Below are 24,281 nucleotides of genomic sequence, written 5' to 3'. Positions count from 1 at the left end.
TTTCATACATTTACAAGATACCATTAACTTAAAATGTTTCGTAATTTTTATTTGCCTTTATTGGCAATCCTCGTCTTTTGCTATTCTTGTGTAAAATCAAATGATTTTGATGCTCCAGCTTTAAATTGTGTTGAAGGTTTAGAAGCAAATGTCACATTTGAACAAGTCAAAGCACTTTACTTAGGCGAATTATTACAAATACAAGAAGATTTAGTAATAGAGGGCTATGTGGTGTCTTCGGATAGTGCAGGTAATTTTTTTAGCGTATTACATTTTCAAGATCGTCCAACTAACCCTTCAGAAGGTTTTCAAATTGAAATCGATTTAAGACAATCCTATTTGCTTTTTGAACCAGGCAGTAAAATTGTAATTAAACTTAAAGGTTTGTACTTAGGTAAGAGCAAAGATGTATTTAAATTAGGAGGAACATTTGCCGGATTTGGCAGTGTGTCCGTTGGTAGATTACCAGCGCTTCAGATACCTGAGCATATATTTTTAGCCTGTGAGGATGTAACTGATATAACTTCAACTCCAATAGAGATTGCCAATATTAATCCCAGTTTAGTAAATACTTTAGTAAGTTTTGAAAATGTTCAAGTAATTGATGATGAATTAGGCGAATCATTCGCAATCGCCCTTGAAGAGACGGAACGTACTTTAGTAGATTGCTCTGAAAATGAACTTATGCTATTGAACAGTGGCTTTTCTGATTTTCAAGACGTAATATTACCTGAAGGTAATGGCAGTATTACAGGGGTATTATTAAGAGAAAATGATGATTACTTCATTGCGATTAGAGATCTAAATGATATAGACTTTTTACTAGAACGTTGTGAAGAAATCATAACGGAATTTACATCAACCTCGATATTTTTTTCGGAGTTAGCGGACCCAAATAACAATGCAGGAGCAAGATTTATAGAACTTTATAATGCCTCTTCGCAAGCTTTGGATTTAAATAAATGGACTATTCGTCGTTACACTAATGCTAATTCTGAGATAAGTTCGACAATTGATTTAAGTGGATTTATTATTGAAGGGGAGAGCACTTTAGTGATTTCACCAAATTCTGAAGAGTTTGAATTAATTTATGGTTTTGTTCCCGATTTAACGGTCGGAACAAATAGCCCGGCGGATTCCAATGGAGATGATAATTTAGAATTGGTAGACCCTTTTGGAACTGTGATTGATGTTTTTGGTATTATTGGTGAAGATGGTTCAAATACTAATCACGAGTTTGAAGATGGCAAAGCTGTCAGAATTTCAAATATAAATCAAGCTAATTTAAATTATACTTTTTCAGAGTGGATAATTTTTAACGACTCTGGCAATAGCGGAACAGTAAATCTACCACAAAATGCACCTGAAGATTTTACTCCAGGTATTAGAGATTGATTACTTTTTTATACCTTCAAATTATCATTTCACATCATGACAAACGTAGAGCTTTTTTTTAGTGCCATAAGAACAGGGGATCTTGAAAAAATAAAGGAACTATCAATTAATTATCCACATTTAATAAGTAGTGTAGATGATCGAGGTTCAACACCGTTGATACTTGCAACATATTATAATCAGGGACATATAGCTGATTTTTTGTTAGAAAAGAGAATTGAAGTTGATGCCAAAGATGGTTCAGGTAATACGGCTTTAATGGGCGTTTGTTTTAAGGGATATACTGAAATTGCTCAAAAATTAATTGCAAAAGGCGCAAATGTCAACCATATTAATGCCATGGGAGCTACTTGTTTGATTTATGCAGCGACCTTCAATCGTCTTGAAATCGCAAAATTATTACTTGAACATAACGCAGATATCAAAACCAAAGATGCCAGAGGTCAGACAGCTCTTGATCACGCTAATATGCAAGAAGCGACTGAACTTATTAAACTTTTAGAAAAGTACAATTAGGAATTATGAGTCCAAAAGAGCAGCTAGATGCTGTAAAAAGGTTAAAAGACATTGCTGATATTGGTTTGATATATACAGATGTACCTTACGATATTGAACGTTATGAAGAATTAAAAGATATCAGTTTAAAACTGATGGCTCATCTTTCGAACGAGACATTTGCCAAATTGGATAGTTTTTTTCTTCCACAAATTGATTATCCAACACCAAAAGTGGACGTACGAGGTTTGGTAATCAATGAAAAAGATGAGATTTTGATGGCGAAGGAAAGCGTGGACAATAAATGGACTATACCTGGGGGTTGGGCAGATATTGGGAATACACCAAAAGAAGTAGTCATTAAAGAAATTAAGGAGGAAACCGGCATTGATGTTGAGGTTGTGCGTTTATTGGCTATTTACGATAAGCAAAGACATGAGCATCCTGCAGAGCCCTATTACATTTATAAATTAATGTTTTTCTGCAAGGCCATAGGCGGCAAATTAGAACCCGGATTTGATATGAAAGGAGCGGCTTATTTTTCATTAGATAGTTTACCTGAACTTTCTGAAGAGAGAATATTAGCGTCTCAATTGAACCAGTTATTTGGTATGGCTAAAAACGATATTTTAGAAGTTTATGTTGATTAATAAACATGGATGAAAACTTACATATTGCTTTGATACAATCTCAACTATATTGGGAGAACCCTGTAGCAAATAGAATATCTTTTTCTGAGAAATTAACCCAAATAACCTCTGCCATTGATTTGATTGTTCTTCCTGAAATGTTTACCACGGGTTTTACTATGCAACCACAGAACATTGATGAGGACGAAGGTTTAAAAACTCTGCAATGGATGCAAGATTTAGCTAAAGAAAAGAATGCTGCTCTTGCAGGCAGTTTAGTTTTTCAAGAAAACGACAACTTTTTTAATAGGTTATTTTTTGTCTTTCCAAACGGAACTTACTGTACTTATGACAAGAAGCATACGTTTACATTGGCAGGTGAACATGAGGTTTATCAGTCAGGAATAGAAAAGTTAATGTTAGAATACAAAGGTTTCAAAATTTGTCCACTCATATGTTACGACTTGAGGTTTCCTGTTTGGGCAAGGAATACCGAAGATTATGATGTGTTGCTTTATGTTGCAAATTGGCCTAAACCAAGAGTTAATGCATGGGATGCTCTTTTAAAAGCTCGAGCTATTGAAAACATGAGTTATTGTATTGGTGTAAATCGAATTGGAATCGATGGCCTTGGTCATGAATATGTAGGCCATTCGGCAGTTTATAATGTTTTGGGTGAACAAGTAGCTTATTCAGAAAAGGAAGAAATAGTTTATGCAAGGCTATCTAAAGGTCATATTGAAAAAACGCGAAATAAACTTAAATTTTTAAATGATAGAGATGCGTTTAATTGGCAATAATAAAAGTCTCATTATAGGTTGAAAAGGCCCTAACATCAATAAAATCAGGATAATATTTTATTACCTCAGGCTGTAATTTTTCTAAATAGTTACCAGTATCCCATTTTTTATTTCCATTCTTATCAAAAATAATTCGAAAACTATATTGACTTGGTTCCAAGTAGTTGAATTGAAAAACCTGAGGTTCTTTCGCAAATTTTTCTCGTATGATGTCTCCTTTATCGTTAGTTAACTGAACTATTACAGGGTATCTTACTGCCCCTGACAAGTTCAAAGTCATGTCGCCATAATCAGCATAGCTTCCTGTACTAGGATTATATTTTAAGGTGTCATTCTGTGTACCAAAAAAATCGGTGATTGCGCCAGGCATCAAGGCAATCGCATAACGTTGATTATCGATAACTTCGAAATTAATATCAACCTTATTATTAATAGTGTCAAGAAGAGCTTCAAAAGGTGTGAACACAGAATCTTTATCTATTATTTGAATCAACGAAGTATCTATTTTTATCAGCGGGGTATTACTCAGAATATGAAACTTGTCTTCAAAGCCAATCTTACGGTTATGACTAGCATTCAACTTGAGACTGTCTACTTCTAATTTTTTAGTTTTGACAGTAAAAGTGTCAATAATATTCAACTTTTCATTAGTCACCGTAAAAATGATAGAATCAATATCTGTAGGGCTTAACCAGTAATTCAGTGTGTCTTTTTCTCTATCCTTTAAAACTTTAGTCTTAACAGAATCTGGAAGTTCAGTCAATGCTTTTATTTTTGGACCAACTTCATCACCATTATATCCGAATAGAATTCGGTTCTTAGCTACATAAGTAGGTACAGGAACACTGTAATCAGGTTCCTCCATAAATAGGTTGAGCAGATATACCGAGTCTGTCGGTATGGTAATAGTATCGGTTAAAAATCCAATTTTATCGGAACGTTGATTAAAGACATTATTTTTTGCTTTATCAGTTATACCCACTAAAGAGTATTTTCCGGCTTTGAGATATTGAAGCTGAAAAAATGGAAGACTATCTAAGGTATTAGTTATATAATTTGGAGGCGATTTGTAAATGGTTGAATCATTATATGCGCTATCTATTGCATAAAGCATGACACTAACAAATTCTTCAGCTTTTCTATTGAACGCATCTTTAACAGCACCAGTTAGTGTGAGAGAATCGATATATTCTCCCGTAGAAAACACGTAGCTTAAAAAACTATTAGGATTACCTTCATTATTGTCAACTATGCTTTGTCCAAAGTTTATGGTGTACGTTGTATTTTCTCTTAAGGTGTCCTTAATTGTAATTTCTATATACTTGCTCGCCCCACTGAGAGGCTTAATTTCTGGAAGGTATTTAAGCGGCGGTGAAACAATCAGTTGATTTTGAACGTCTTTAAGTTTGATATACTCATCAAAATACAATCGTATCGTATTAGCATTAAAATTAGTACTGAGGTTTTCTGGTTCTGTTTTAAGCAGAACAGGCGGCGTTAAATCTTTAGGGCCACCACTAGGCGTACCTCTCTTTGCGCATTGCCAAAAGGCAAGAACAACTAACAATAAGAATGATAGACTTAATAATTTTCTTAAAAAAACCATAGAACAAAAACGAATTCTTGAACAAAGAAACAATTTATTCGATTACCAATAAAGTTAATTCATTGCTTTAGGTACCATTGCCATTGTAGCCACATATAGTTCAACACCTTTAGTTTTATTTAATGCAAAAGCACATATTTCAATAGTAGCTCCTGTAGTAATAACATCGTCAACCAAAAGTATTTTTTTGTTTTTGAGAAAAGCTGAATCTCTTATTTTATATAAGTCTTCATTATTCTGCCATCGTTTGAGTCTTGTCTTTTTTGTTTGAGTTTTGGTATTCGCTGTTTTAATGAGAACATCATTCATATACTTGGCGTTAAGATGACTGGCAAGTTGTTTTCCAAACTTTTCAACTTGATTATATCCACGCTCTTTAAGTTTTTTATGATGCAAAGGCACAGGTAGTACAATATCAATATCCATTAAATCTCCTTTTTCAAGTAGTATTTCGCCATACCAGTTTCCTAAAAAATCACCGATATCCTCCTGATTTTTGTATTTTAAATAGTGCAGTAGATTTTTAACGATACCTGTTTTTGAGAAAAAAAGCATGGATGATGCCTTTTTAATCCGAGTTCGACCATAGAAAATACGGTCAATTTCGTTCTCTTCTTTAAAATTGTAATCGGTAATCGGTAAATCATGTCGACAAACGGTACATAAAATGTGCTCTCCTCTGATTAATTGTGCATTACATCCAAAACAGATAGGTGGCAATAGTATTGAGTTAATATCGTTTATTATCTTTGAAAGCTTAATACCAAACATACCTTTTACCTACTATTCACCTTAAATGGAGTCTCAAGATACTACTTTCAACTACAAAATAATTATGGCTGCTTTGGTCGCAGTAATAATTGCTATGTCCATAGCTTTCTATTATAGTTATGCGCAGTCGCAGAATCAAATGAGTTATTTGGAAGACGAAAAAAGACTTTTGGTAAAAGATATGACCTTAATGAAGGCAGAAGTTGATAGACTTTCTGGAGAGAATGAAATTAATGAGATTGAACTTCGCGATTCACGATTCGAAGTACAAACTCTATTGGATTCCGTCGGAAGGTTAAATTTTAATATTGCAAAACTTCGAGAAAGTCAAAAAGCACTTCGTTTACTAGAAGCCAAGTTTGATAGCCTAAAGCTTAAAAATAATTTTCTTCGTTACAATAATGGTTTGTTGACGGAGCGATACGAGCGCACACGACGCGAGATTCAAGAATTGCGAGGTAAAACAAGCTCATTGCAAGAGGCTGAAGCGTTGTTTCGAAAAAAGAATCAAGAATTAACTAAAGAATTAAAGGTCAAGAGCTACCTTAAAATGGAGAATGCTGAAGGCAAAGGTTTTCGCTTACGTGCTGGTCGTCCATTAAATACCAATAAAGCGTCTACCATAGAAAAATTGAGAGGTTGTGTGACCATTTTAGCTAACCCTAATGATAAAGGTGAGGTTAAGGTAGTTTACCTGCAGTTTTTAAATCCAGACATGAAGGTTATAGAAGATAATGCAAACCTGGTTAATGTTAGTGGGAACACCTATAGCAAGCGCACTGAGGTAATTTATTTAGGGGAAGAAATTAGTGTTTGCGATGCTATAACAGTCCCAGAAGGTTCATTAGAACCTGGTATTTATACCTTAAATGTGTTTGAAGATGAGCGCCTGCTTTCTTCTTCGGAATTTCAGTTAAAATAAAACTTCGCTCTTTTTAGTCATTGTACTATTTTTGCCCAATGGCAAATCAAGAAGACATTTTCAAAAAGGTAATTTCACATGCAAAAGAATACGGTTATGTATTCCAATCAAGTGAGATTTATGATGGCTTAAGCGCAGTTTATGACTATGCTCAAAATGGAGTGGAGCTCAAAAAAAATATACGCGAATATTGGTGGCAAGCGATGGTTCAGCTTAATGATAATATAGTCGGCCTAGATTCTGCAATATTTATGCATCCGACTACATGGAAAGCTTCTGGCCATGTTGATGCATTCAACGACCCGTTAATTGACAATAAAGACTCTAAGAAAAGATATAGAGCTGATGTTTTGGTTGAAGATTATGTTGCCAAAATTGAAGCCAAGATTGAAAAAGAAGTAAAGAAAGCTGCTAAACGATTTGGTGATAGTTTTGACAAAAAACAATTTTTAGAAACCAATGCTCGTGTAGTTGATTATCAAAAAAAGGCAGATGGAATATTAAAGAGACTAGGGCAATCATTGGAAAATGAAGATTTAGTTGATGTCAAAGCTTTAATTGAAGAACTAGAAATTGCCTGCCCTCTTTCTGGCTCTCGAAATTGGACTGATGTAAAGCAGTTCAACCTAATGTTTGGAACTAAATTAGGAGCTTCAGCTGATTCGGCAATGGATTTATACTTACGTCCAGAAACGGCTCAAGGTATTTTTGTAAACTTCTTGAATGTTCAAAAAACTGGAAGAATGAAGATTCCTTTCGGAATTGCTCAAACAGGTAAGGCCTTCCGTAATGAAATTGTTGCTAGGCAGTTTATATTTAGAATGCGTGAATTTGAACAGATGGAAATGCAATATTTTATCAAGCCGGGTACGCAGCAAGAATGGTATGAGAAATGGAAAGAGAAACGCATGAACTGGCATCTTTCTTTGGGTATGGGAGAAGAAAGTTATCGTTTTCATGACCATGAGAAATTAGCGCATTACGCCGACGCTGCTTCTGATATTGAATTCAAGTTTCCATTTGGGTTTAAAGAATTGGAAGGAATCCACTCCAGAACGGATTTTGATTTAAGTCAGCACGAAAAACATTCAGGTAAAAAACTACAGTATTTTGACCCAGAAGAAAATAAGAGTTACGTTCCTTATGTTTTAGAAACTTCCATTGGTTTAGATAGAATGTTTTTAGCCGTTTTTAGCAATAGTTTAAAAGAAGAAGAGCTAGAGAACAATACGACCAGAACGGTTTTAAAATTACCAGCGGTGTTGGCACCGACCAAAGCTGCCATTTTACCTTTGTTGAAACGTGATGGATTACCCGAAGTGGCGAAGAGGTTAGTTGATGATTTAAAATGGGATTTTAATGTGACCTATGATGAAAAAGACGCCGTAGGGCGTCGTTATCGCAGACAAGATGCTAATGGTACGCCATTTTGTATTACAGTAGATCATCAAACTCTAGAAGATGAAACCGTTACCATTCGTCATCGGGATACTATGGAACAACAACGTGTTCAAATTGATGAGGTAAAAGGTATTATTGCTAAAGAAGTGGATATGCGGGAGTGGTTGCAACGCATTTAAATTGTAATTCAATCCTTTTCGGAAATATATTTAAAATAAGCGTTGGCATCTTCGATGTCTGTTAAACCAAGAATCCAACAGACCTCTGAAAAATCAGAGAAATCAAGACCCCCTTTTTCAATTGCTTTATTCAAATAGCGATTGTCTTTTCCATTATATTGGTTTCCCAGCTTTATGGCAAGATTCCATACCTGAGATAAATTCTCACCCTTAATGCTATAAGACCAAGGAATAATTTCCTCAGAACGAAAACCAGGAGTGCCATTTTTTGTGGCATTACCATCAGGGATTTTATAATAGGTAATTGATGATTTGACAAAGTCTAACTTTTCGGGCGTAGTGACCTCTTCATTCCAATCACTATGTTGAACCACGTGAATACGTTTGTTATCAAAACTTGGAAGTGCAAGTTGAAGTGCTTTGATAACATCAAAAGTAAAATCTGATTGTCCCGCTTCAGCAATCCATAAAGAACCAGTTGACTTTAATGTTTTTAGTCCGAGTTGGGTTACGGTTTCCAAAGCCTTTTCATAAGAATTATGGGCGTCGCTCCAGTTTTCACCAAATGCTAGCGCAAACAATTTGTTAGGTGGCACATATAAGCCATTTTGCATTCCATATGTACCAGCTACAGCATGGTAGTTTAAATTTTCATATTTAGAATGAGAAACTAAAGTAGCAAATGCAGCAATTGAATGTAAATCATCAACATCAGTTTTACAATCATACTGTATTATCAGTAAATCTTTTTCCAAATTAAATTTTAGAGCGCTAACCGAGTTTACCTGTCCCAAAGAAATTTTAGTTGAACAAACTAAAATAATAAGTGTAATGATAGTTTTTAATGGCATCCCATTGGATTAAATATCTTTGCTTCTAAGATAGTCAAAAACAATTCTTTATAGATCTACTATAGACATCTCCAATGTTAACATAACGCAAAAAAATAAAAGTGAAGTTCAATTCAGAAATAAGAGCCTTATTTTTAAACATCTCAAAGAATAAATAAAACAAAAATCAACATATTATGAGCGATCCGCACAATGGAAATGGAGACATCAATAAATGTCCATTTTTCGCAGGTACAACAAAAAAGACAGGTGGTCAAGGGGTTAAGAACCGTGATTGGTGGCCGAATGAACTTAAACTAAATATTCTACGTCAACATTCAGCTGCGTCTAATCCAATGGGTGAAGATTTTGACTATGCAGAAGCATTTAATAGTGTCGACTTCGCTACTTTGAAAAAAGAAGTAACTGATTTAATGACCAATTCACAAGATTGGTGGCCTGCTGATTATGGCCATTATGGTGGATTTATGATTCGTATGGCTTGGCATAGTGCTGGAACCTATAGAGTAGGTGATGGCCGCGGTGGGGCCGGTGGTGGTAACCAACGTTTTGCTCCAATTAACAGCTGGCCTGATAATGGAAATTTAGATAAGGCTCGGTTATTATTATGGCCGATTAAAAAGAAATATGGTAATAAAATTTCTTGGGCTGATTTGATGATTCTTGCAGGTAATTGTGCTTTAGAATCTATGGGTTTCCCAACATTTGGTTTCGCCGGTGGTAGAGAAGATATTTGGGAACCAGAGCAAGACGTGTATTGGGGTAGCGAAACAGAATGGGGCGCTAATGAAGAGCGTTATGAAGAAGGGGAATTAGAAGGTCATCTTGGAGCAGTTATGATGGGTTGGATTTATGTTAACCCAGAAGGTCCAAACGGAAACCCTGATCCAATGGGCTCGGCGAAAGATGTTCGTGAAACCTTTGGACGTATGGCTATGAACGACGAAGAAACTGTGGCTTTGGTTGCAGGGGGTCATACTTTTGGAAAAGCTCATGGAGCTGCAGACCCGAACCAATATGTAGGTGCTGAACCGGCCGGAGCTTCGATTGAAGAAATGAGTACAGGTTGGAAAAACTCTTATAAAAGTGGGGTTTTAGAAGATACCATAACAAGTGGTATTGAAGGAGCTTGGACACCAAACCCAACACAATGGGATGCTGATTATTTTGATGTGCTTCTAAATTACGATTGGGAATTAACAAAAAGCCCTGCTGGTGCACATCAATGGACACCAACTGCAGCGTCAAAAGCAAAAATGGCGCCTTCAGCTGGAGGTAATGGAACACAGGCATTAATGATGACGACCGCAGATATTGCTTTGAAAACTGATCCTGCTTATTTGGAAATTTCTAAACGTTTTCATGAAGACCATAAGGCGTTTGAAGATGCTTTTGCTCGTGCTTGGTACAAACTAACACATAGAGATATGGGTCCTGTAGATCGTTATTTAGGCCCTGAGGTACCAAGCGAAGAATTATTATGGCAAGATCCAATTCCTAAAGTAGGGTATACTTTAAGTGATGCAGATATAACGTCGTTGAAAAATATGATAGCAGCTTCAGGTTTGACTGTTTCGCAAATGGTAAGTACGGCTTGGGCTTCTGCTTCAACGTTTAGAGGTTCTGACAAAAGAGGCGGGGCTAATGGTGCTCGAATTCAATTAGAACCACAACGTAGTTGGGAAGTTAATAACCCAGCTGAACTAAATAAGGTTTTAACTGTTCTTGAAGCAATTCAAAACGAATTTAGTGCTGAGGTTTCTATGGCAGATTTAATTGTTTTAATGGGTAGTGTTGGTGTTGAAGAAGCGGCCAAAAATGCTGGTCATACAGTTGAAGTTCCATTTACCCAAGGTCGTGGAGATGCTACTCAGGAAAAAACGGATATAGAATCTTTTAATTACTTAGAGCCTTTAGCAGACGGTTTTAGAAACTATATTAAAGGTGATTTACAGGTTGCTGCGGAAGATTTATTGATAGATCGTGCAAACCTATTGACTTTAACAGTACCAGAAATGACTGTTTTAGTAGGCGGTCTTCGTGTTTTAGGAACAAACTATGATGGATCGAACTACGGAGTGTTCACTGACAATGTGGGTAGTTTGACTAATGATTTCTTTAGTAATCTATTAGATATGACCTATACTTGGAAAGCAACATCAGATGACGATCGTTATTTTGAAGGAAGTCATAGAATCACAGGTAATGTTGCCTTTACTGGAACCCGTGCGGACCTGATTTTTGGATCTAATTCAGAATTAAGAGCAATTGCTGAGGTTTACGGAACAGATGATGCTAAAGACAAATTTGTTGCAGATTTTGTTGCCGCATGGACTAAAGTGATGAACTTAGATCGTTTTGATTTGAATTAAGATCTAAAATTGCTATGAAAGAGAAAGCATCCTGATGAAAATCAGGATGCTTTTTTTATTCTTTACACCAAACTGCTAATTCATTACCCGAAGGGTCTAAAAACTGAAAACGACTCCCGCCTGGAAAAGAGAAAATATCTACAGAAATTTTTCCACCACTTTTTAGCACTTTCTCTTTAATATTTATAAGATTTAAATGGTGCAAGACTACCAAAACTCCATTTGTGATGGGTCCATTACTTAATTCAAAACCACCTTCAACTCCACTATCTGAAAAAGCGGTATATCTATCGCCATAATCTGTAAATGACCAACCGAAAACTTGGGAATAAAATGTTTTTGTTGCCTTAAGGTCAGTTGATTTAAATTCAATGTAGTTAATAGGTGTGTAACTCATATTTAAAGTTGTTTCTGTACTTTACATGGATTGCCGAAAGCTAACACGTTATCCGGAATGTCTTTTGTTACAATGCTACCTGCTCCAATAGTAACATTATCGCCAATAGTAACATCAGGAAAAATAACGGAATTACCTCCAATCCAAACATTACGCCCAATATTTACTGGTTTGGTAGATGTTAAGTAGTGTGTTCCTTCTTCAGACGTAATGATTCGCTCTGAAGCTTTTAATGGATGTTCGGCAGTATAAATTTGAACATGTGGACCAATAAGTCCGTTAGCTCCGATATTTATTTTATTATCGTCAATAAAAATACAATTGGCATTAATAAATGTATTTTCTCCAATTGAAATATGTTCACCATAATCACAAAAAAATGGAGCTTCAACCCAAACTGCATTACCCATCTTTTCAAATAGACTTTTTAGAAGATTTGAACGCTCTTGAAGCTCAGTAGAATCTAGGTTATTATAGGCTTTTAGTATTGCTCTGGCTTTATGGTATTGCTTTAGTAACTCTGGGTCTCTAGAGTTATAGGGTTCACCATTAAGCATTTTCTCTTTTTCGGTCATCGTATTCTAATTCTACCTTATTAAAGATAAGTTAGTTAAAAAGAATAATTCAATCGCATTCCTGTAAAATAGTTTCTCCCGTTCCCGGGATAAAAGTAACGTGGCGCAGCACCACCAAATCCGGTTGCATTGATTAGGACAGACTGTGCATAATTGGTGTTAAAAAGATTGTTCAAACCAAAATTGATTCCAAGTTTCAAGTTATTCGTTATTGAAGTGTTATATCGTGTTGAAAGGTTAAAAACATTGAATGCTTCACTACTCAAGGTATTGGCATCGTTCAAAAGAATGTCATCTACAAATTGATGTGTTAAATTAAAAACGAAATCATTAGCTCTCCGTAAAGCAATTCCGGAGTTTATTCGATGCCTTGGAACGCCTGCCAAATCATTTCCAGAAAAATTATCGTCTCCATCAATAAAATCAACAAAACTATGATTGCTATAGCTATAGCTCAACCGAGGAATCAATGACCAATTCCCATTAATTTTCTGGCGATACCGTAAATCTAATTCAAATCCTTGGTGTTTAGTTTCACCAGCATTCCGACCGATAAATTGGTCTTCATTAATGCGTTCGGCCACCAATAAGTCTGTAATATTCATTTGATAGACTGCGGCATTTATGCTCAATTGGTTTGTAAATAATAAAAACCGCCCTCCTAATTCATAATTAACACCTTTTTCTTGCTCAATATTGGGATTAATAACCTCATCAGGAGTCAAAGTCTCTTCCAATCCGGGGTTCGAGAATCCACGTCCGATATTGGCGTATAAGATTCCTTTTTTAATTTGATATTCCAAACCTACGCTGGGTAGTAAAATAGCTTCAAAATCTCGTTTAGCAGAAGTATTCTCATCTTCATCATTGAACAAATCTCTAAAATCAAAATTAGTTTGGTTTAATGCGAGGCCAACTTGTGCTGTTAGTTTTGGCGTCAATTGGTAGGCATAAGTACCAAATAGGTTTAGTTGCGAACGAAATTCTTTGTTATCACTCAATTGAGCTCCTTGCAAACTTCCATTACCGTCATTATCCCGAAATTGGTTGAAAAAAGTCTGCCAATTGTATTCATCTTTGTATAATTCAGCCCCAATGGTAAAATCACCCTTAAAAATTGTCCCTTCCAAAAGTGACCTAAAACCATAACCATTAGTAAACTCATCTAAAATATTGAAAGGCCTGGGTTCATAATGGTCCAAGTAGGTGTAAAAAATACTTGATGTGATTTTTAAATCATCATTAAAAAAATGACTAAGCGATAATCCAGCAAGTGCGTACTTATTGGTTTCAAAACCGCGAGCTGCAAGCCAATTTGCAGCTGCCCTTCGGGGATCTTCACTGAAATCAGTTTGGTTTATTGAACTTGGAATACTTGCGGTATAGTCAATATAGTTGACTAGAAAATCTAATTTACCTTTAGGATATAATTTGACCGAAGAGGTTAATAAAAACCCATCGCGTTCAAAACTATTATTTTGTCGGAAACCATCTGTTCGTAAATGGTTGTAGCTCAAATTTAAATTAAAACCTTTCTCTGAGTGTCTAAAGGATAAATTGTCTTTGAGCATATTAAAAGACCCAATGGTAAACGTGTTACTCAAAAAAGTTTTACCAACTTCAGGTGGTTTAGTGTTTAATAGAATGACTCCGCCCAAATTAGCCCCTAAGGAAGTTCCTTTTGGGCCTTTTACCACTTCTATACGCCCCATATTTTCAAAATCATAAGCTTCAATAGTAGAAACTCCTGTTCCATTGGTTATTGGTATTCCGTTAAAATACATACGAAGCTTGTCTGTACTAAAAGGTGTTCGTGCTCCAACACCGCGAATGGTAATTCGGTTAGTATTCAATGCTCCAGACAAAACATAAAGGCCAGAAATTTCGTTAAGACCAGAAGCAAAGTCGATTGGACTATATTGTTCTAAATCAGTTATGTTTAATTGGTCTGACGGCGTGATTCCAACAGCTTTTTTTTTAACAAAGTCTTCAATTAGGATAACTTCATTTAATAGATTAACAGAGTCTTTTTGACTGAATAAAACAAGAGAACAACAGCATGTAAAAAGAAATAATAAAACTTGTTTCATCAACAGAATTGTAAGATTTAAAAATAACTATTTTTAAAGCCTAAACAAAGAAAATGAAAATAGCTTCTTATAACGTCAATGGTATACGTGCTGCTTTAAAAAAAGGTTTTGTAGAATGGCTAAAATCAGTTGGGCCTGACGTGATTTGTTTGCAAGAAACAAAAGCAATGCAAGAGCAAGTCGATGTTGCTCTATTTGAAGAGGCGGGTTACAAATACCATTATTGGTTTAGCGCACAAAAGAAGGGATATAGTGGTGTTGCATTACTTTGTAAAATAAAACCTGACCATGTTGAGTATGGAACGGGAATTGACTATATGGATTTTGAAGGAAGAAATATAAGAGCTGATTTTGGCGATATTTCAGTAATGAGCATGTATTTGCCTTCTGGTTCAAATATGGACCGTCTTGAGTTTAAATTAAAATATATGGCGGACTTTCAAGAATATGCCAACGAACTTCGAAAAGAGCGAGAGAATTTAATCGTTTGTGGTGATTACAATATTTGTCATGAAGCTATTGATATACATAACCCAACTGGACTTAAAAATGTTTCAGGTTTTTTACCAGTCGAGCGTGAGTGGATAGGTGATTTCATGAAGAGTGGGTTTATAGATAGTTTTAGGCATTTTAATAAAGAACCCCATAATTATACTTGGTGGAGTTACAGAGCAAATGCAAGAAATAATAACAAAGGCTGGCGGTTAGATTATGGTATGGTGAATAGCTCTCTAAAAGACAGGTTGAAGCGTTCCATAATTCTTCCCGAAGCTAAACACAGTGACCATTGTCCAATTTTATTAGAAGTAGAATAAATCACAAAAGCTTAACACCGATCTTAATGTTGATCCACTAGTTTTGCATCTTTATAGTTTTTATCATGAAATATACCCGCTTACCAAATACTAATATCAGAGTTAGTAAAATTTGTTTAGGAACTATGACTTGGGGTCGTCAAAATTCTGAGGAAGAAGGTCATGAACAAATGGATTACGCTCTAGAACAAGGAGTAAATTTCTTTGATACTGCTGAGCTTTACCCTGTGCCAGCTAAAAAAGAACTATATGCTGTCACTGAAGAAATCATTGGTAATTGGTTTAAAAAAAGAGGTAATCGAGATAAAGTTATTTTGGGTTCTAAGATTGCTGGAACAGGAGATTATACAAAGCATATACGGACAACCGGATTTAGTAAAGATTCAATAATATCAGCTGTTGAAGGAAGTCTAAAAAGATTACAAACAGATTATATAGACTTGTACCAATTGCATTGGCCTGAACGTAATACTAATTTTTTTGGGCAACGAGGCTTTAATGCCGATGCTCCAGATTTTTGGGAAGATAACATTCACCAAGTTCTAGAAACACTGCGTGATTTAGTTCAAGAAGGTAAGATTAGGCAAGTAGGGCTTTCTAATGAAAACCCTTGGGGTGTGATGCGATTTTTAGAAGAGGCCAAAGTTCATCAGGCTCTTCCACGAATGGCAACCATTCAAAACGCATATAGTCTTCTGAATAGATTATTTGAAGTTGGCCTTTCTGAAGTTTCAATTAGAGAAAAAATAGGATTATTACCATATTCACCATTGGGATTTGGGGTTCTTAGTGGCAAATATTTAGGTGGAAAAAAACCTCGAAAAGGCAGAGTAACTTTATTTCCGAACTATAACCGTTATAGTAATGAAAATTCTGTAAGAGCAACTCAAAAGTACTTTGACCTGGCAACTGAACATGGTCTTTCGTTAACGCAAATGTCACTGGCTTTTGTAAATACGAGGACATTTGTAACAAGTAATATCATTGGGGCAACAACCATGGAGCAACTAAAGGAAAATATTGAAAGTATCAATGTAGATTTATCCGATGAGGTTTTAAAAGGTATTGAAGCTATTCATAACGAGATTCCTAATCCTGCACCTTAATCGGGTAAAGCATAAGCCCGGTATTCATCGCCAGAGGCAGTACCCATTTTACCACCACCACATGCAATTACTATAAATTGCTTTCCACCGATGCTATAAGTTGCAGGTGTAGCGTAACCACCTGTTGGCAATTCTGTTTGCCATAAAAGACTTCCATTTTTCATATTGTAGGCTCGAAATTTTTCATCTTTTGTTGCAGCTATAAATAATAAGTCACTTGCAGTAACCACAGGACCACCATAATTTTCTAGCCCTGAAACGGGATGATTAGGGTCATTCAATTGTTCTTCATGCCCAAAAGGAACTTTCCATATGTATTCTCCAGTATTTAAATTAATAGCGTTCAAGGTTCCCCAGGGTGGTGTCATTACCGGATAACCTCGATTATCTTTAAAGCGACCAAAACCAGCAACTGCATAAGGCACTTTAGTCAAGCCCTCTTCAGCGCGATGGTCGGTTTCTACTTCTATATCTGAAATGTAATTAGCAATAGCTTTTACCTTAGAATCAGAAAGATTAGGCATACTAAGCATCGCACCTTTTCCATTTTTAATAATGCTTTGAATAGAATCAACAGAATAACGTTCTTTAATATTTTGTAGTTCTGGAATTGCTCCAAGACCTTGTAATTCACCTCCATGACAACGAGCACAATGAATTTGGGTTAAGGACGCTCCAAAATTTGATTCTTCATTTGATTCTCCGCCAACTTTTTTCATTCGTACAATCCAAGCCATTTCATTAGAGTTCACATACATAATTCCTTTGTTAGGATCCATGGCTGCCCCACCCCATTCAGCTCCGCCATCGGCTCCGGGATATAACAAAACTCCTGTGGTATCAATAGGAACAAACTGTCCTTTTGAAGTAATTTGATTGAATTTATCTAGAACAGTTGGAGGATTTATGTTTTGTTCCTTGTCCACAAAATCATCTACAAATGCTGGTTGATTGGGTGCGTATAAATCAGCCTCTGTCAGCTGCTGTTTAGCAAAAGGTGCAGGTTTTGTTGGTAAAGGTTGTGTAGGGTGGGCTTGTTCTCCTTCTAAATTAGAATTAGGATATGCTTTTTCTTCAATAGGAAACAAAGGTTCACCTGTAACACGGTTAAAAACAAATACATGGCCACTTTTGGTTACCTGTGCTACTGCCGGAATCTTCTGTCCATTACGATTCATCGTAAAAAGGTTAGGTGGTGCAGGTAAATCTCTATCCCATAAATCATGGTGAACAAACTGATAATGCCAAAGACGTTCTCCCGTTTTAGCATTTAAAGCTAAAAGTGAATTAGCAAATAGATTTTCACCATGACGATCTCCACCATACCAGTCAAAAGCTGCAGAACCTGTTGGAAAATATACAATACCTCTTTCATGGTCTATAGCATTTCCTGACCAACTATTGGCTCCCCCCACTGTTTTATAGGCTTCCTTCGGCCATGAGTCATAACCAAATTCCTCTGGTTGAGGAATTGTGTGAAATATCCATTCAATTTTACCCGTAATTACATTATATGCTCTTATATGACCAGGAGATGAGCCCGGTCCTTCACCGACTCGAGTACCCATAATCAATAAGTTCTGATAGATGGCACCCGGAGTATTAGCGTATACAGCTAGTTTTGTGGCACCTCTACCCAAACCCTCTCTTAAATCTATACTCCCGTTGGTTCCAAAACTTGTAATTGCCTTACCCGTTTTTCTCGCAACAGCATATACATGAAACCCTGAAGCAAAAAACAATCTATCCTCTTCGCTTTCAGAATTAGCCTTCCAGAAACTTAATCCACGATTTAAGCCTAAACCAGTCTTGTCCTTAGTTGCAGGTTTAAAATTCCAAATTTGTTTACCATTTTCACCATTTACCGCGAATAACTCCATTGCAGCATTTACGCCATAAAGGGTAGATTCAATAATCAATGGATTGGTTTGTATTTGTGTTGTTCTCCCATTTTCAAGACCACCACTTTTGTAGCTCCAAGCAAGCTCAAGATTTTTGACATTTATGGTGTCAATTTGAGTAAGTGTGCTAAAATGGGATCTCCCTGAATCACCTAAATAATCATTCCAATTATGATAATCAGGTTGTGTATTTGGGTCATAGGTAGTATTACAACTCAATATCAAGAATGCCGTGCCTAGTAAAGTATAAGTGAAATTGGTTTTCATTTTGGTCTTGTTAGTCCTTTAAATATAAGGACTTTTTCAACCAAACAATTCGATAACTATTTGTTCAATCTTTGAGGCCAGTTTGACCTTAATTTGGGTTTTCTTTAAGCCAATCTTATTGTTTTTGGAAACATATATGGTTTGAAAGCCTAATTTTTCTGCTTCTAAAATTCTTTGATCAATTCGTTGAACAGGTCTAATTTCGCCAGCAAGACCCACTTCAGCTGCAAAACAAACTCCTTTTTCAATAGGAATATCACTATTACTAGACAAGATTGCGGAGATAACGGCCAAGTCTGTCGCGGGGTCATCAATTGAAATTCCTCCAGTAATATTCAAAAAAACATCTTTTGCCGCAAGTTTGAAACCTGCACGTTTTTCAAGTACAGCCAAAAGCATATTTAAGCGTTTAGCATTAAATCCTGTGGCTGAACGTTGTGGTGTTCCATAAACAGCAGTGCTTACCAAAGCTTGTATTTCAATAAGTAAAGGCCGCATTCCTTCTACAGTAGCTGCAATTGCAGTACCACTTAAATCTTGATCGTTTTTTGAAATTAGTACCTCAGAAGGATTATTAACCTCTCGAAGTCCACTGCCTTGCATCTCGTAAATACCTAGTTCTGCAGTAGAACCGAATCTATTTTTTAATGATCTAAGTATACGATAGACATAATTTCTATCTCCTTCAAATTGAAGTACGGTGTCCACCATATGTTCTAAAATTTTAGGACCTGCAATGGTTCCATCTTTAGTGATATGACCGACTAAAATAACAGGAGTGTTACTTTCTTTTGCAAACTTGATCAGTTCGGCAGTACATTCTCTAATTTGCGAAATACTACCTGCTGCTGATTCAATATAATCAGAATGTAATGTTTGAATAGAATCAATAACCACCAAATCAGGTTCAAGCGCGACAATTTGTTGAAAGATGTTCTGAGTTTTTGTTTCCGTAAGAATAAAACAATTTTCAGAATTCGGATGAATGCGATCGGCACGCATCTTAATCTGTTTTTGACTTTCTTCGCCAGAAACATAAAGGGTTTTATATTGAAGTTTTAATGCAATTTGAAGCAGCAAGGTGCTTTTTCCAATTCCTGGTTCGCCTCCCAATAAGGTTAAAGATCCAGGTACTAATCCCCCTCCTAGAACACGATTGAATTCTAAATCAAGGGTGTTTAGACGGATTTCTTTATCACTATTAATTTCTTTTACTAATAACGGTTTTGAGGCTTTTTGTAGGGTTGATGTTGAAGATTTCCAAGTTTTTTTGCCTTCTTTTTGAACCACTTCTTCAACAACGGTGTTCCATTCTTTACAAGAGGTACATTGACCAATCCATTTTGCGTATTGAGCACCACAATTTTGACAGAAATAAGCAGTTTTGGTCTTTGCCATTTATTCTTTAGGAATTTGGCTAAAGATAAGTTTAAAGTTCTATATGTTAATAGCCAAAATCTGCTTTAAGCGCATCCATTTTGTCAAGAGCCATGTCTTTGGTCAAGAAATCAATTTCATTCATTTGAAAAGCCTTTTCAAAGGTTTTAAAAGCTTTCTTGGGTTCGCCAATTAATTCAAGGTACTCACCTTCAAAATAAAAACCCATCATACTTTCAGGAAATTGTTTTTTACAGATTTCTGACAAAGGTTGAAGACTTTCATAATCTTCCTTTTTAAGACAAGCGGCATAAATGGCCATAATATCGTTTAACTCAACTTCTTTTTCAAAACCAAGTAACTCTTCAATCATTCCATATTTAGCATCAAGATAGTTTATGACAGGGTCGTTTGAGGTAAGAATGTGCTCTTTATATTCTTTGGGGCTAATTGGTCTAAAAAGTTTAAAGACATTGTCAAATGCCTTACTAATGCCATAAGCAGCAATAGAAATATGATCTGGTTCATCGTATTGGTCAAAGAAATAATGTAAATTTTCTTTTTGAATAGAGCTGATAGCTGTATTCATTTGAAGAATTTTTTGACGATCATCAGTTGGTTCTTTCTCTAATACTAAATTGTAAAAAATCTCTTGATTTAATGCTGACAATCTTGCAGGAATTCGACTATCCATTTCAGTTGCAAGTACAGGAGAGATCGTTAGATACGCATTAAATAATGATTTGTCTTTGAATAGAAAATAATTACCAAAATTGGCAGTGATATCATAACCTATGAACATTTTAAATGGAGCTATGTTGTAACTGGTTTCTAAATATGGGATAAGTTCAGTGCCAAGAAACTCGTAGAATAATTTTCCTTTCTCAGTTGGAAGTCCAGTAGATTCTTCAAAATCACAATCCTCCCAACGAAGATCATTTTGACTTTGATGAACACCAACAATGATAGCTTCTGGCATTCTGTTATGTGTGCTATAAAATTTTGCATTAGCCACCACATTATCAAAAAGATATTCGGCATCTAATACAACAATTAGAGGGTATTTTTTTTCATAGGTATAATCTTCCGGAAAGTAATAAGAAACATCTCGACGTTCTTGTAGTCTAAAAGATTCAAATATTTCTTGTTTTACTTGAGCATTAATTCCAATAGATAACAGTGCCAAAACGGCAAATAATTTTTGGGTCATGGGGTATTCTTTTGATAATCAGGATTATCGATTTCTGTTCAATAACGGTAGTAGTAAGAAAGATATTGCCCCAAAAACTACTATCATTAGGGTTTGAGAAATCCACATAATCCACCCAAAAGCTTTTCCGGATACCTCGGTAATATCAAATAGTGAGAGTGCAGCTGTAACGGCAATCGGGTATGCCCCAATACCACCATTTGTAGTTGACATAGCAAAAGCTCCAGCAATAAAGGCTACAAGAATTTGAGAAAATGTTAAGTCTATTGTTTCAGTAACGGTGTACTTAATCACCCAAAACATAGCAATATAACAACCCCAAATAATCAAAGTATGTAGAACGAATAACCATTTGCTTTTCATTTTTAGAATACTCGAAACCCCTTCAAGCATACCATTTAAAAAGGTTTTTAGTTTTAAAGCAAAACCTGTTGTTGACTTTCTAATAAGGAATACTGCGCTCAAAAGACCTAAGATGCATATTGTTAAAAATATTAGTGAGCCAATTAGGTTGATTCCGTAGTTATTTAAAAAGTTTAAGATGATGTCGGTTTGTAAAACAAGAGTAAATGCTATGATTATAAAAAGCATTAAAAGGTCAATTACTCTTTCTGTAACTATAGTCCCAAAACCTTTTTCAAAAGGCACTTTTTCATAAGTAGTTAAGGCAGTAGCGCGTAAAAATTCTCCAGACCTAGGTATACCTAAATTTGCTAAGTATGAGGTTAGAATAATTAAAATATTATTGCTTAACCTTGGACGATAATTTAAAGGATTTAATAAATAATTCCATCTTATAGCTCTTGAAACATGACTTAAAATGCCAATAAGAATAGATAAGCCAACCCAAAATGGATTTGCCTTTGAGATATTTTCAATAATTATTTTTCTATCCTCAGGTGTTGTAGAGAAATAAGAGTACCAAACCAAACCAACTCCCAATAAAATTGGAACTACGATTTTAAGAATTTTTTTAAAGGATGGAGTCAAAATTAATTTAATAAATTGGAGTTCTCATCAGGAAAAACTAATGCTGGATTAAAGCTTTTTGCTTTTTCTATATCCATTCTAGCGTAAGTTATTAAAATAAGGATATCTCCAACAGCTACTTTTCTAGCTGCCGCTCCATTTAAAGTAATTTCACCTGAATTTCTAGGCCCAGGAATGGCGTAAGTCTCAAGGCGTTCGCCATTATTGTTGTTTACAATTTGAACTTTTTCGCCTCTTATGATATTAGCGGCATCCATCAAATCTTCATCAATGGTAATACTACCAATATAGTTTAAGTCCGCTCCTGTGACTTTAACACGATGAATTTTTGATTTTACGACTTCGATTTGCATGGGGGTAAAATTACTTAATTAAGTGCGATATTATCAATCAGGCGAACCTCTTCAGTGTATACAGCTATGAAAGCCCGATATTTTATATCAATTTGTTTTTTTGCTATTGGTGTTAAGGTGTCTATATCCGTTATTTCAAAATATTCTAACTCAAAAAGTGAACTATTTAAAAATTGGTTAAAAACCCATTCTTTAACTATAGGTGCACTTTTCGTGCCAAATTTTATTTTGGCAGTTTTAAGAGTTTCATAAATAAAACCTGCCTTTTTTCTAGTCGATTTAGAAAGGCGTTCATTACGAGAACTCATAGCTAAACCGCTCGGTTCACGCTCAATTGGACAACCAATAATTTGACACGAAATGTCTTTTAAGGTCACAAGTCTTTTGATAATCTGAAGTTGCTGAAAGTCTTTTTCTCCAAAGTAGGCTTTATCCGGCCCCACTGTTTTTAAAAGTAACTCAACAATAGTAGCTACACCGTTAAAATGCCCTGCCCTAAAGGTGCCTTCCATAACCTTTTCAAGGCCATTAAAATTATATGATTCAGATTTAATTTTATCATCATAAATGTCATTCTTCGTGGGTGCAAAAACAATGATATTAGTTGAAACTTTTTCAAGTAAATCTAAATCTTGTTTTAGGGTATTAGGATATTTATCTAAATCTTCTTCATTGTCAAACTGAGTTGGATTGACAAAAATACTAACCACGACTAATTCATTTTCATTGAAAGCTCTTTGAACTAAGGAAATATGACCTTTATGCAAAGCGCCCATTGTTGGGACGAAACCAAGGCTTAGTTCTTTGTTCTTTTTAGACTTAAGAATAGCTAAAAGGTCTTTTTTAGTAGTGTAAACTTGCATATAAAGCGTTAAAAACGTGCAAAAATACTATAAATACTGGTAATCTACATAAATTTTGTATTTTTGCAGCTACGTTTTTTCGATAAACAAAAATTACGTTTATGAATGGTAAAAAGATATTATTTGTATCTTCTGAATTAGTGCCTTACCTCCCAGAGAATCAAGTCTCTTTAATGTCATATGAAGCTCCAAGAATGGTCAACAGTAATGGTGGTCAAATTAGGATTTTTATGCCTCGCTATGGAAATATTAATGAACGACGACATCAATTGCATGAGGTCATTCGTTTGTCTGGGATGAACCTAGTAATAAATGACATGGATATGCCTTTAATTATTAAGGTTGCTTCAATTCCAAGGGAAAGAATTCAAGTTTACTTCATTGATAATGAAGAATATTTTAAACGAAAAGGAACATTTACTGATAAAGATGGAAATCTTTTCCCAGACAATGATGAGCGTGCTATTTTCTTCGCCAAAGGTGTCGTTGAAACTGTAAAGAAATTAAACTGGTCACCAGATATTATTCATGTTCATGGATGGATGGCGTCTCTATTGCCATTATACTTAAGACAATATTATGCTGATGAACCAATTTTTGCTGATAGTAAGATTGTAACATCTGTATATGGTAAAAGTTTTGATGGTGAATTAGATGCTAATATGCAAAAGAAGATTGCATTTGATGGTATTGAAGATAGTAAAATCAGCACTTTAAGTACTCCTGACTATAATAATTTGTTAAAGGTAGCAGTAGATTATTCTGATGCGGTTATTTTAGCATCGGAAGAAATTTCTGAAGATTTAACAGAACATATTTCCAACTTGGATAAGCCTGTTTTACCTTTTGTTTCATTTCAAGAAGCAGAAGAAGCTTATTCTAATTTCTACAATACAGAAGTGTTAAAATAGACCTA

General features: G+C 35.3%; 22 protein-coding genes. 10 read left to right on the top strand and 12 right to left on the bottom strand.

Annotated features, from left to right (window positions below; all coding sequences use genetic code 11):
• Window positions 1–33 precede the first annotated feature (33 nt).
• From RM542_RS01355 to RM542_RS01340, 4 genes are read left to right on the top strand one after another with little or no spacing between them, the layout of a single operon-like run.
• A complete protein-coding gene (locus RM542_RS01355) occupies window positions 34–1,395 on the top strand; it encodes a DUF5689 domain-containing protein (protein WP_311383910.1) in 1,362 nt (453 codons plus the stop codon).
• A gap of 36 nt (window positions 1,396–1,431) precedes the next feature.
• Window positions 1,432–1,911: an ankyrin repeat domain-containing protein gene (locus tag RM542_RS01350; protein WP_311383909.1), complete on the top strand. Its 480-nt coding sequence runs from the start codon at window positions 1,432–1,434 to the stop codon at window positions 1,909–1,911.
• A 5-nt stretch (window positions 1,912–1,916) separates the two neighbouring features.
• A complete protein-coding gene (locus tag RM542_RS01345; RefSeq protein ID WP_311383908.1) occupies window positions 1,917–2,540 on the top strand; it encodes an NUDIX hydrolase in 624 nt (207 codons plus the stop codon).
• Between the two features lie 5 nt (window positions 2,541–2,545).
• Window positions 2,546–3,319, top strand: coding sequence for an amidohydrolase (locus tag RM542_RS01340; protein ID WP_311383907.1), 774 nt, complete (start codon window positions 2,546–2,548; stop codon window positions 3,317–3,319).
• Here the strand turns inward: RM542_RS01340 and RM542_RS01335 are convergent.
• Window positions 3,306–4,925: an Ig-like domain-containing protein gene (locus tag RM542_RS01335; RefSeq protein ID WP_311383906.1), complete on the bottom strand. Its 1,620-nt coding sequence runs from the start codon at window positions 4,923–4,925 to the stop codon at window positions 3,306–3,308. The genes RM542_RS01340 and RM542_RS01335 overlap by 14 nt on opposite strands.
• A gap of 54 nt (window positions 4,926–4,979) precedes the next feature.
• Window positions 4,980–5,645, bottom strand: a complete 666-nt coding sequence (locus tag RM542_RS01330; protein ID WP_311383905.1) for a ComF family protein — start codon at window positions 5,643–5,645, stop codon at window positions 4,980–4,982.
• A gap of 76 nt (window positions 5,646–5,721) precedes the next feature.
• On the opposite strand from RM542_RS01330, the gene RM542_RS01325 reads away from it, so the two are divergent.
• Window positions 5,722–6,618: a hypothetical protein gene (locus tag RM542_RS01325; RefSeq protein WP_311383904.1), complete on the top strand. Its 897-nt coding sequence runs from the start codon at window positions 5,722–5,724 to the stop codon at window positions 6,616–6,618.
• 38 nt (window positions 6,619–6,656) lie between these two features.
• Window positions 6,657–8,198 carry a glycine--tRNA ligase gene (locus RM542_RS01320; RefSeq protein WP_311383903.1) on the top strand — a complete coding sequence of 514 codons (1,542 nt, stop codon included), beginning with the start codon at window positions 6,657–6,659 and terminating at the stop codon, window positions 8,196–8,198.
• An 8-nt stretch (window positions 8,199–8,206) separates the two neighbouring features.
• Here the strand turns inward: RM542_RS01320 and RM542_RS01315 are convergent, their stop codons facing one another.
• Window positions 8,207–8,953, bottom strand: a complete 747-nt coding sequence (locus tag RM542_RS01315; protein ID WP_311383902.1) for a hypothetical protein — start codon at window positions 8,951–8,953, stop codon at window positions 8,207–8,209.
• A gap of 272 nt (window positions 8,954–9,225) precedes the next feature.
• Between RM542_RS01315 and katG the strand changes: the two genes are divergently transcribed.
• A complete protein-coding gene (gene katG, locus RM542_RS01310; protein WP_311383901.1) occupies window positions 9,226–11,421 on the top strand; it encodes a catalase/peroxidase HPI in 2,196 nt (731 codons plus the stop codon).
• 55 nt (window positions 11,422–11,476) lie between these two features.
• Here the strand turns inward: katG and RM542_RS01305 are convergent, their stop codons facing one another.
• From RM542_RS01305 to RM542_RS01295, 3 genes are read right to left on the bottom strand one after another with little or no spacing between them, the layout of a single operon-like run.
• The gene (locus tag RM542_RS01305) at window positions 11,477–11,818 is read right to left on the bottom strand and encodes a VOC family protein (RefSeq protein ID WP_311383900.1); all 342 of its coding nucleotides are present in this window, start codon (window positions 11,816–11,818) and stop codon (window positions 11,477–11,479) included.
• A 2-nt stretch (window positions 11,819–11,820) separates the two neighbouring features.
• The gene (locus RM542_RS01300; protein WP_311383899.1) at window positions 11,821–12,393 is read right to left on the bottom strand and encodes a sugar O-acetyltransferase; all 573 of its coding nucleotides are present in this window, start codon (window positions 12,391–12,393) and stop codon (window positions 11,821–11,823) included.
• A 35-nt stretch (window positions 12,394–12,428) separates the two neighbouring features.
• Window positions 12,429–14,483, bottom strand: a complete 2,055-nt coding sequence (locus tag RM542_RS01295) for a TonB-dependent receptor domain-containing protein (protein ID WP_311383898.1) — start codon at window positions 14,481–14,483, stop codon at window positions 12,429–12,431.
• Window positions 14,484–14,536: 53 nt separating this feature from the next.
• Here RM542_RS01295 and RM542_RS01290 point away from each other — a divergent pair, with 53 nt between their 5' ends.
• Both RM542_RS01290 and RM542_RS01285 read left to right on the top strand, forming a co-directional pair.
• On the top strand, window positions 14,537–15,298 hold the full coding sequence (locus RM542_RS01290) for an exodeoxyribonuclease III (protein ID WP_311383897.1): 762 nt from the start codon (window positions 14,537–14,539) through the stop codon (window positions 15,296–15,298).
• A 65-nt stretch (window positions 15,299–15,363) separates the two neighbouring features.
• Window positions 15,364–16,404, top strand: a complete 1,041-nt coding sequence (locus RM542_RS01285; protein WP_311383896.1) for an aldo/keto reductase — start codon at window positions 15,364–15,366, stop codon at window positions 16,402–16,404.
• On the opposite strand, the gene RM542_RS01280 is transcribed toward RM542_RS01285, so the two are convergent.
• The 6 genes from RM542_RS01280 to panC are packed head-to-tail and all read right to left on the bottom strand — an operon-like array spanning window position 16,401 to window position 23,365.
• A complete protein-coding gene (locus RM542_RS01280) occupies window positions 16,401–18,572 on the bottom strand; it encodes a PQQ-binding-like beta-propeller repeat protein (RefSeq protein ID WP_311383895.1) in 2,172 nt (723 codons plus the stop codon). The genes RM542_RS01285 and RM542_RS01280 overlap by 4 nt on opposite strands.
• Before the next feature lie 36 nt (window positions 18,573–18,608).
• A complete protein-coding gene (gene radA / locus RM542_RS01275) occupies window positions 18,609–19,970 on the bottom strand; it encodes a DNA repair protein RadA (RefSeq protein WP_311383894.1) in 1,362 nt (453 codons plus the stop codon).
• A gap of 46 nt (window positions 19,971–20,016) precedes the next feature.
• Window positions 20,017–21,159 carry an alpha/beta hydrolase-fold protein gene (locus RM542_RS01270; protein ID WP_311383893.1) on the bottom strand — a complete coding sequence of 381 codons (1,143 nt, stop codon included), beginning with the start codon at window positions 21,157–21,159 and terminating at the stop codon, window positions 20,017–20,019.
• Between the two features lie 24 nt (window positions 21,160–21,183).
• Window positions 21,184–22,149 (bottom strand): lysylphosphatidylglycerol synthase transmembrane domain-containing protein, encoded by a 966-nt coding sequence (locus RM542_RS01265; RefSeq protein WP_311383892.1) that lies wholly within the window; start codon window positions 22,147–22,149, stop codon window positions 21,184–21,186.
• A 2-nt stretch (window positions 22,150–22,151) separates the two neighbouring features.
• The gene (gene panD / locus RM542_RS01260) at window positions 22,152–22,502 is read right to left on the bottom strand and encodes an aspartate 1-decarboxylase (protein WP_311383891.1); all 351 of its coding nucleotides are present in this window, start codon (window positions 22,500–22,502) and stop codon (window positions 22,152–22,154) included.
• 14 nt (window positions 22,503–22,516) lie between these two features.
• The gene (panC, locus tag RM542_RS01255) at window positions 22,517–23,365 is read right to left on the bottom strand and encodes a pantoate--beta-alanine ligase (RefSeq protein ID WP_311383890.1); all 849 of its coding nucleotides are present in this window, start codon (window positions 23,363–23,365) and stop codon (window positions 22,517–22,519) included.
• A 101-nt stretch (window positions 23,366–23,466) separates the two neighbouring features.
• Between panC and RM542_RS01250 the strand changes: the two genes are divergently transcribed.
• Window positions 23,467–24,276 carry a glycogen/starch synthase gene (locus RM542_RS01250; protein ID WP_311383889.1) on the top strand — a complete coding sequence of 270 codons (810 nt, stop codon included), beginning with the start codon at window positions 23,467–23,469 and terminating at the stop codon, window positions 24,274–24,276.
• Window positions 24,277–24,281: the final 5 nt, after the last annotated feature.

The sequence above is a fragment of the Croceitalea sp. P059 genome (genome assembly GCF_031846365.1).
GTDB classification, from domain to species: domain Bacteria; phylum Bacteroidota; class Bacteroidia; order Flavobacteriales; family Flavobacteriaceae; genus Croceitalea; species Croceitalea vernalis.
The sequence above is the reverse complement of the archived record's forward strand: the minus strand, read 5'-3'. Positions and strand labels throughout refer to the sequence as shown.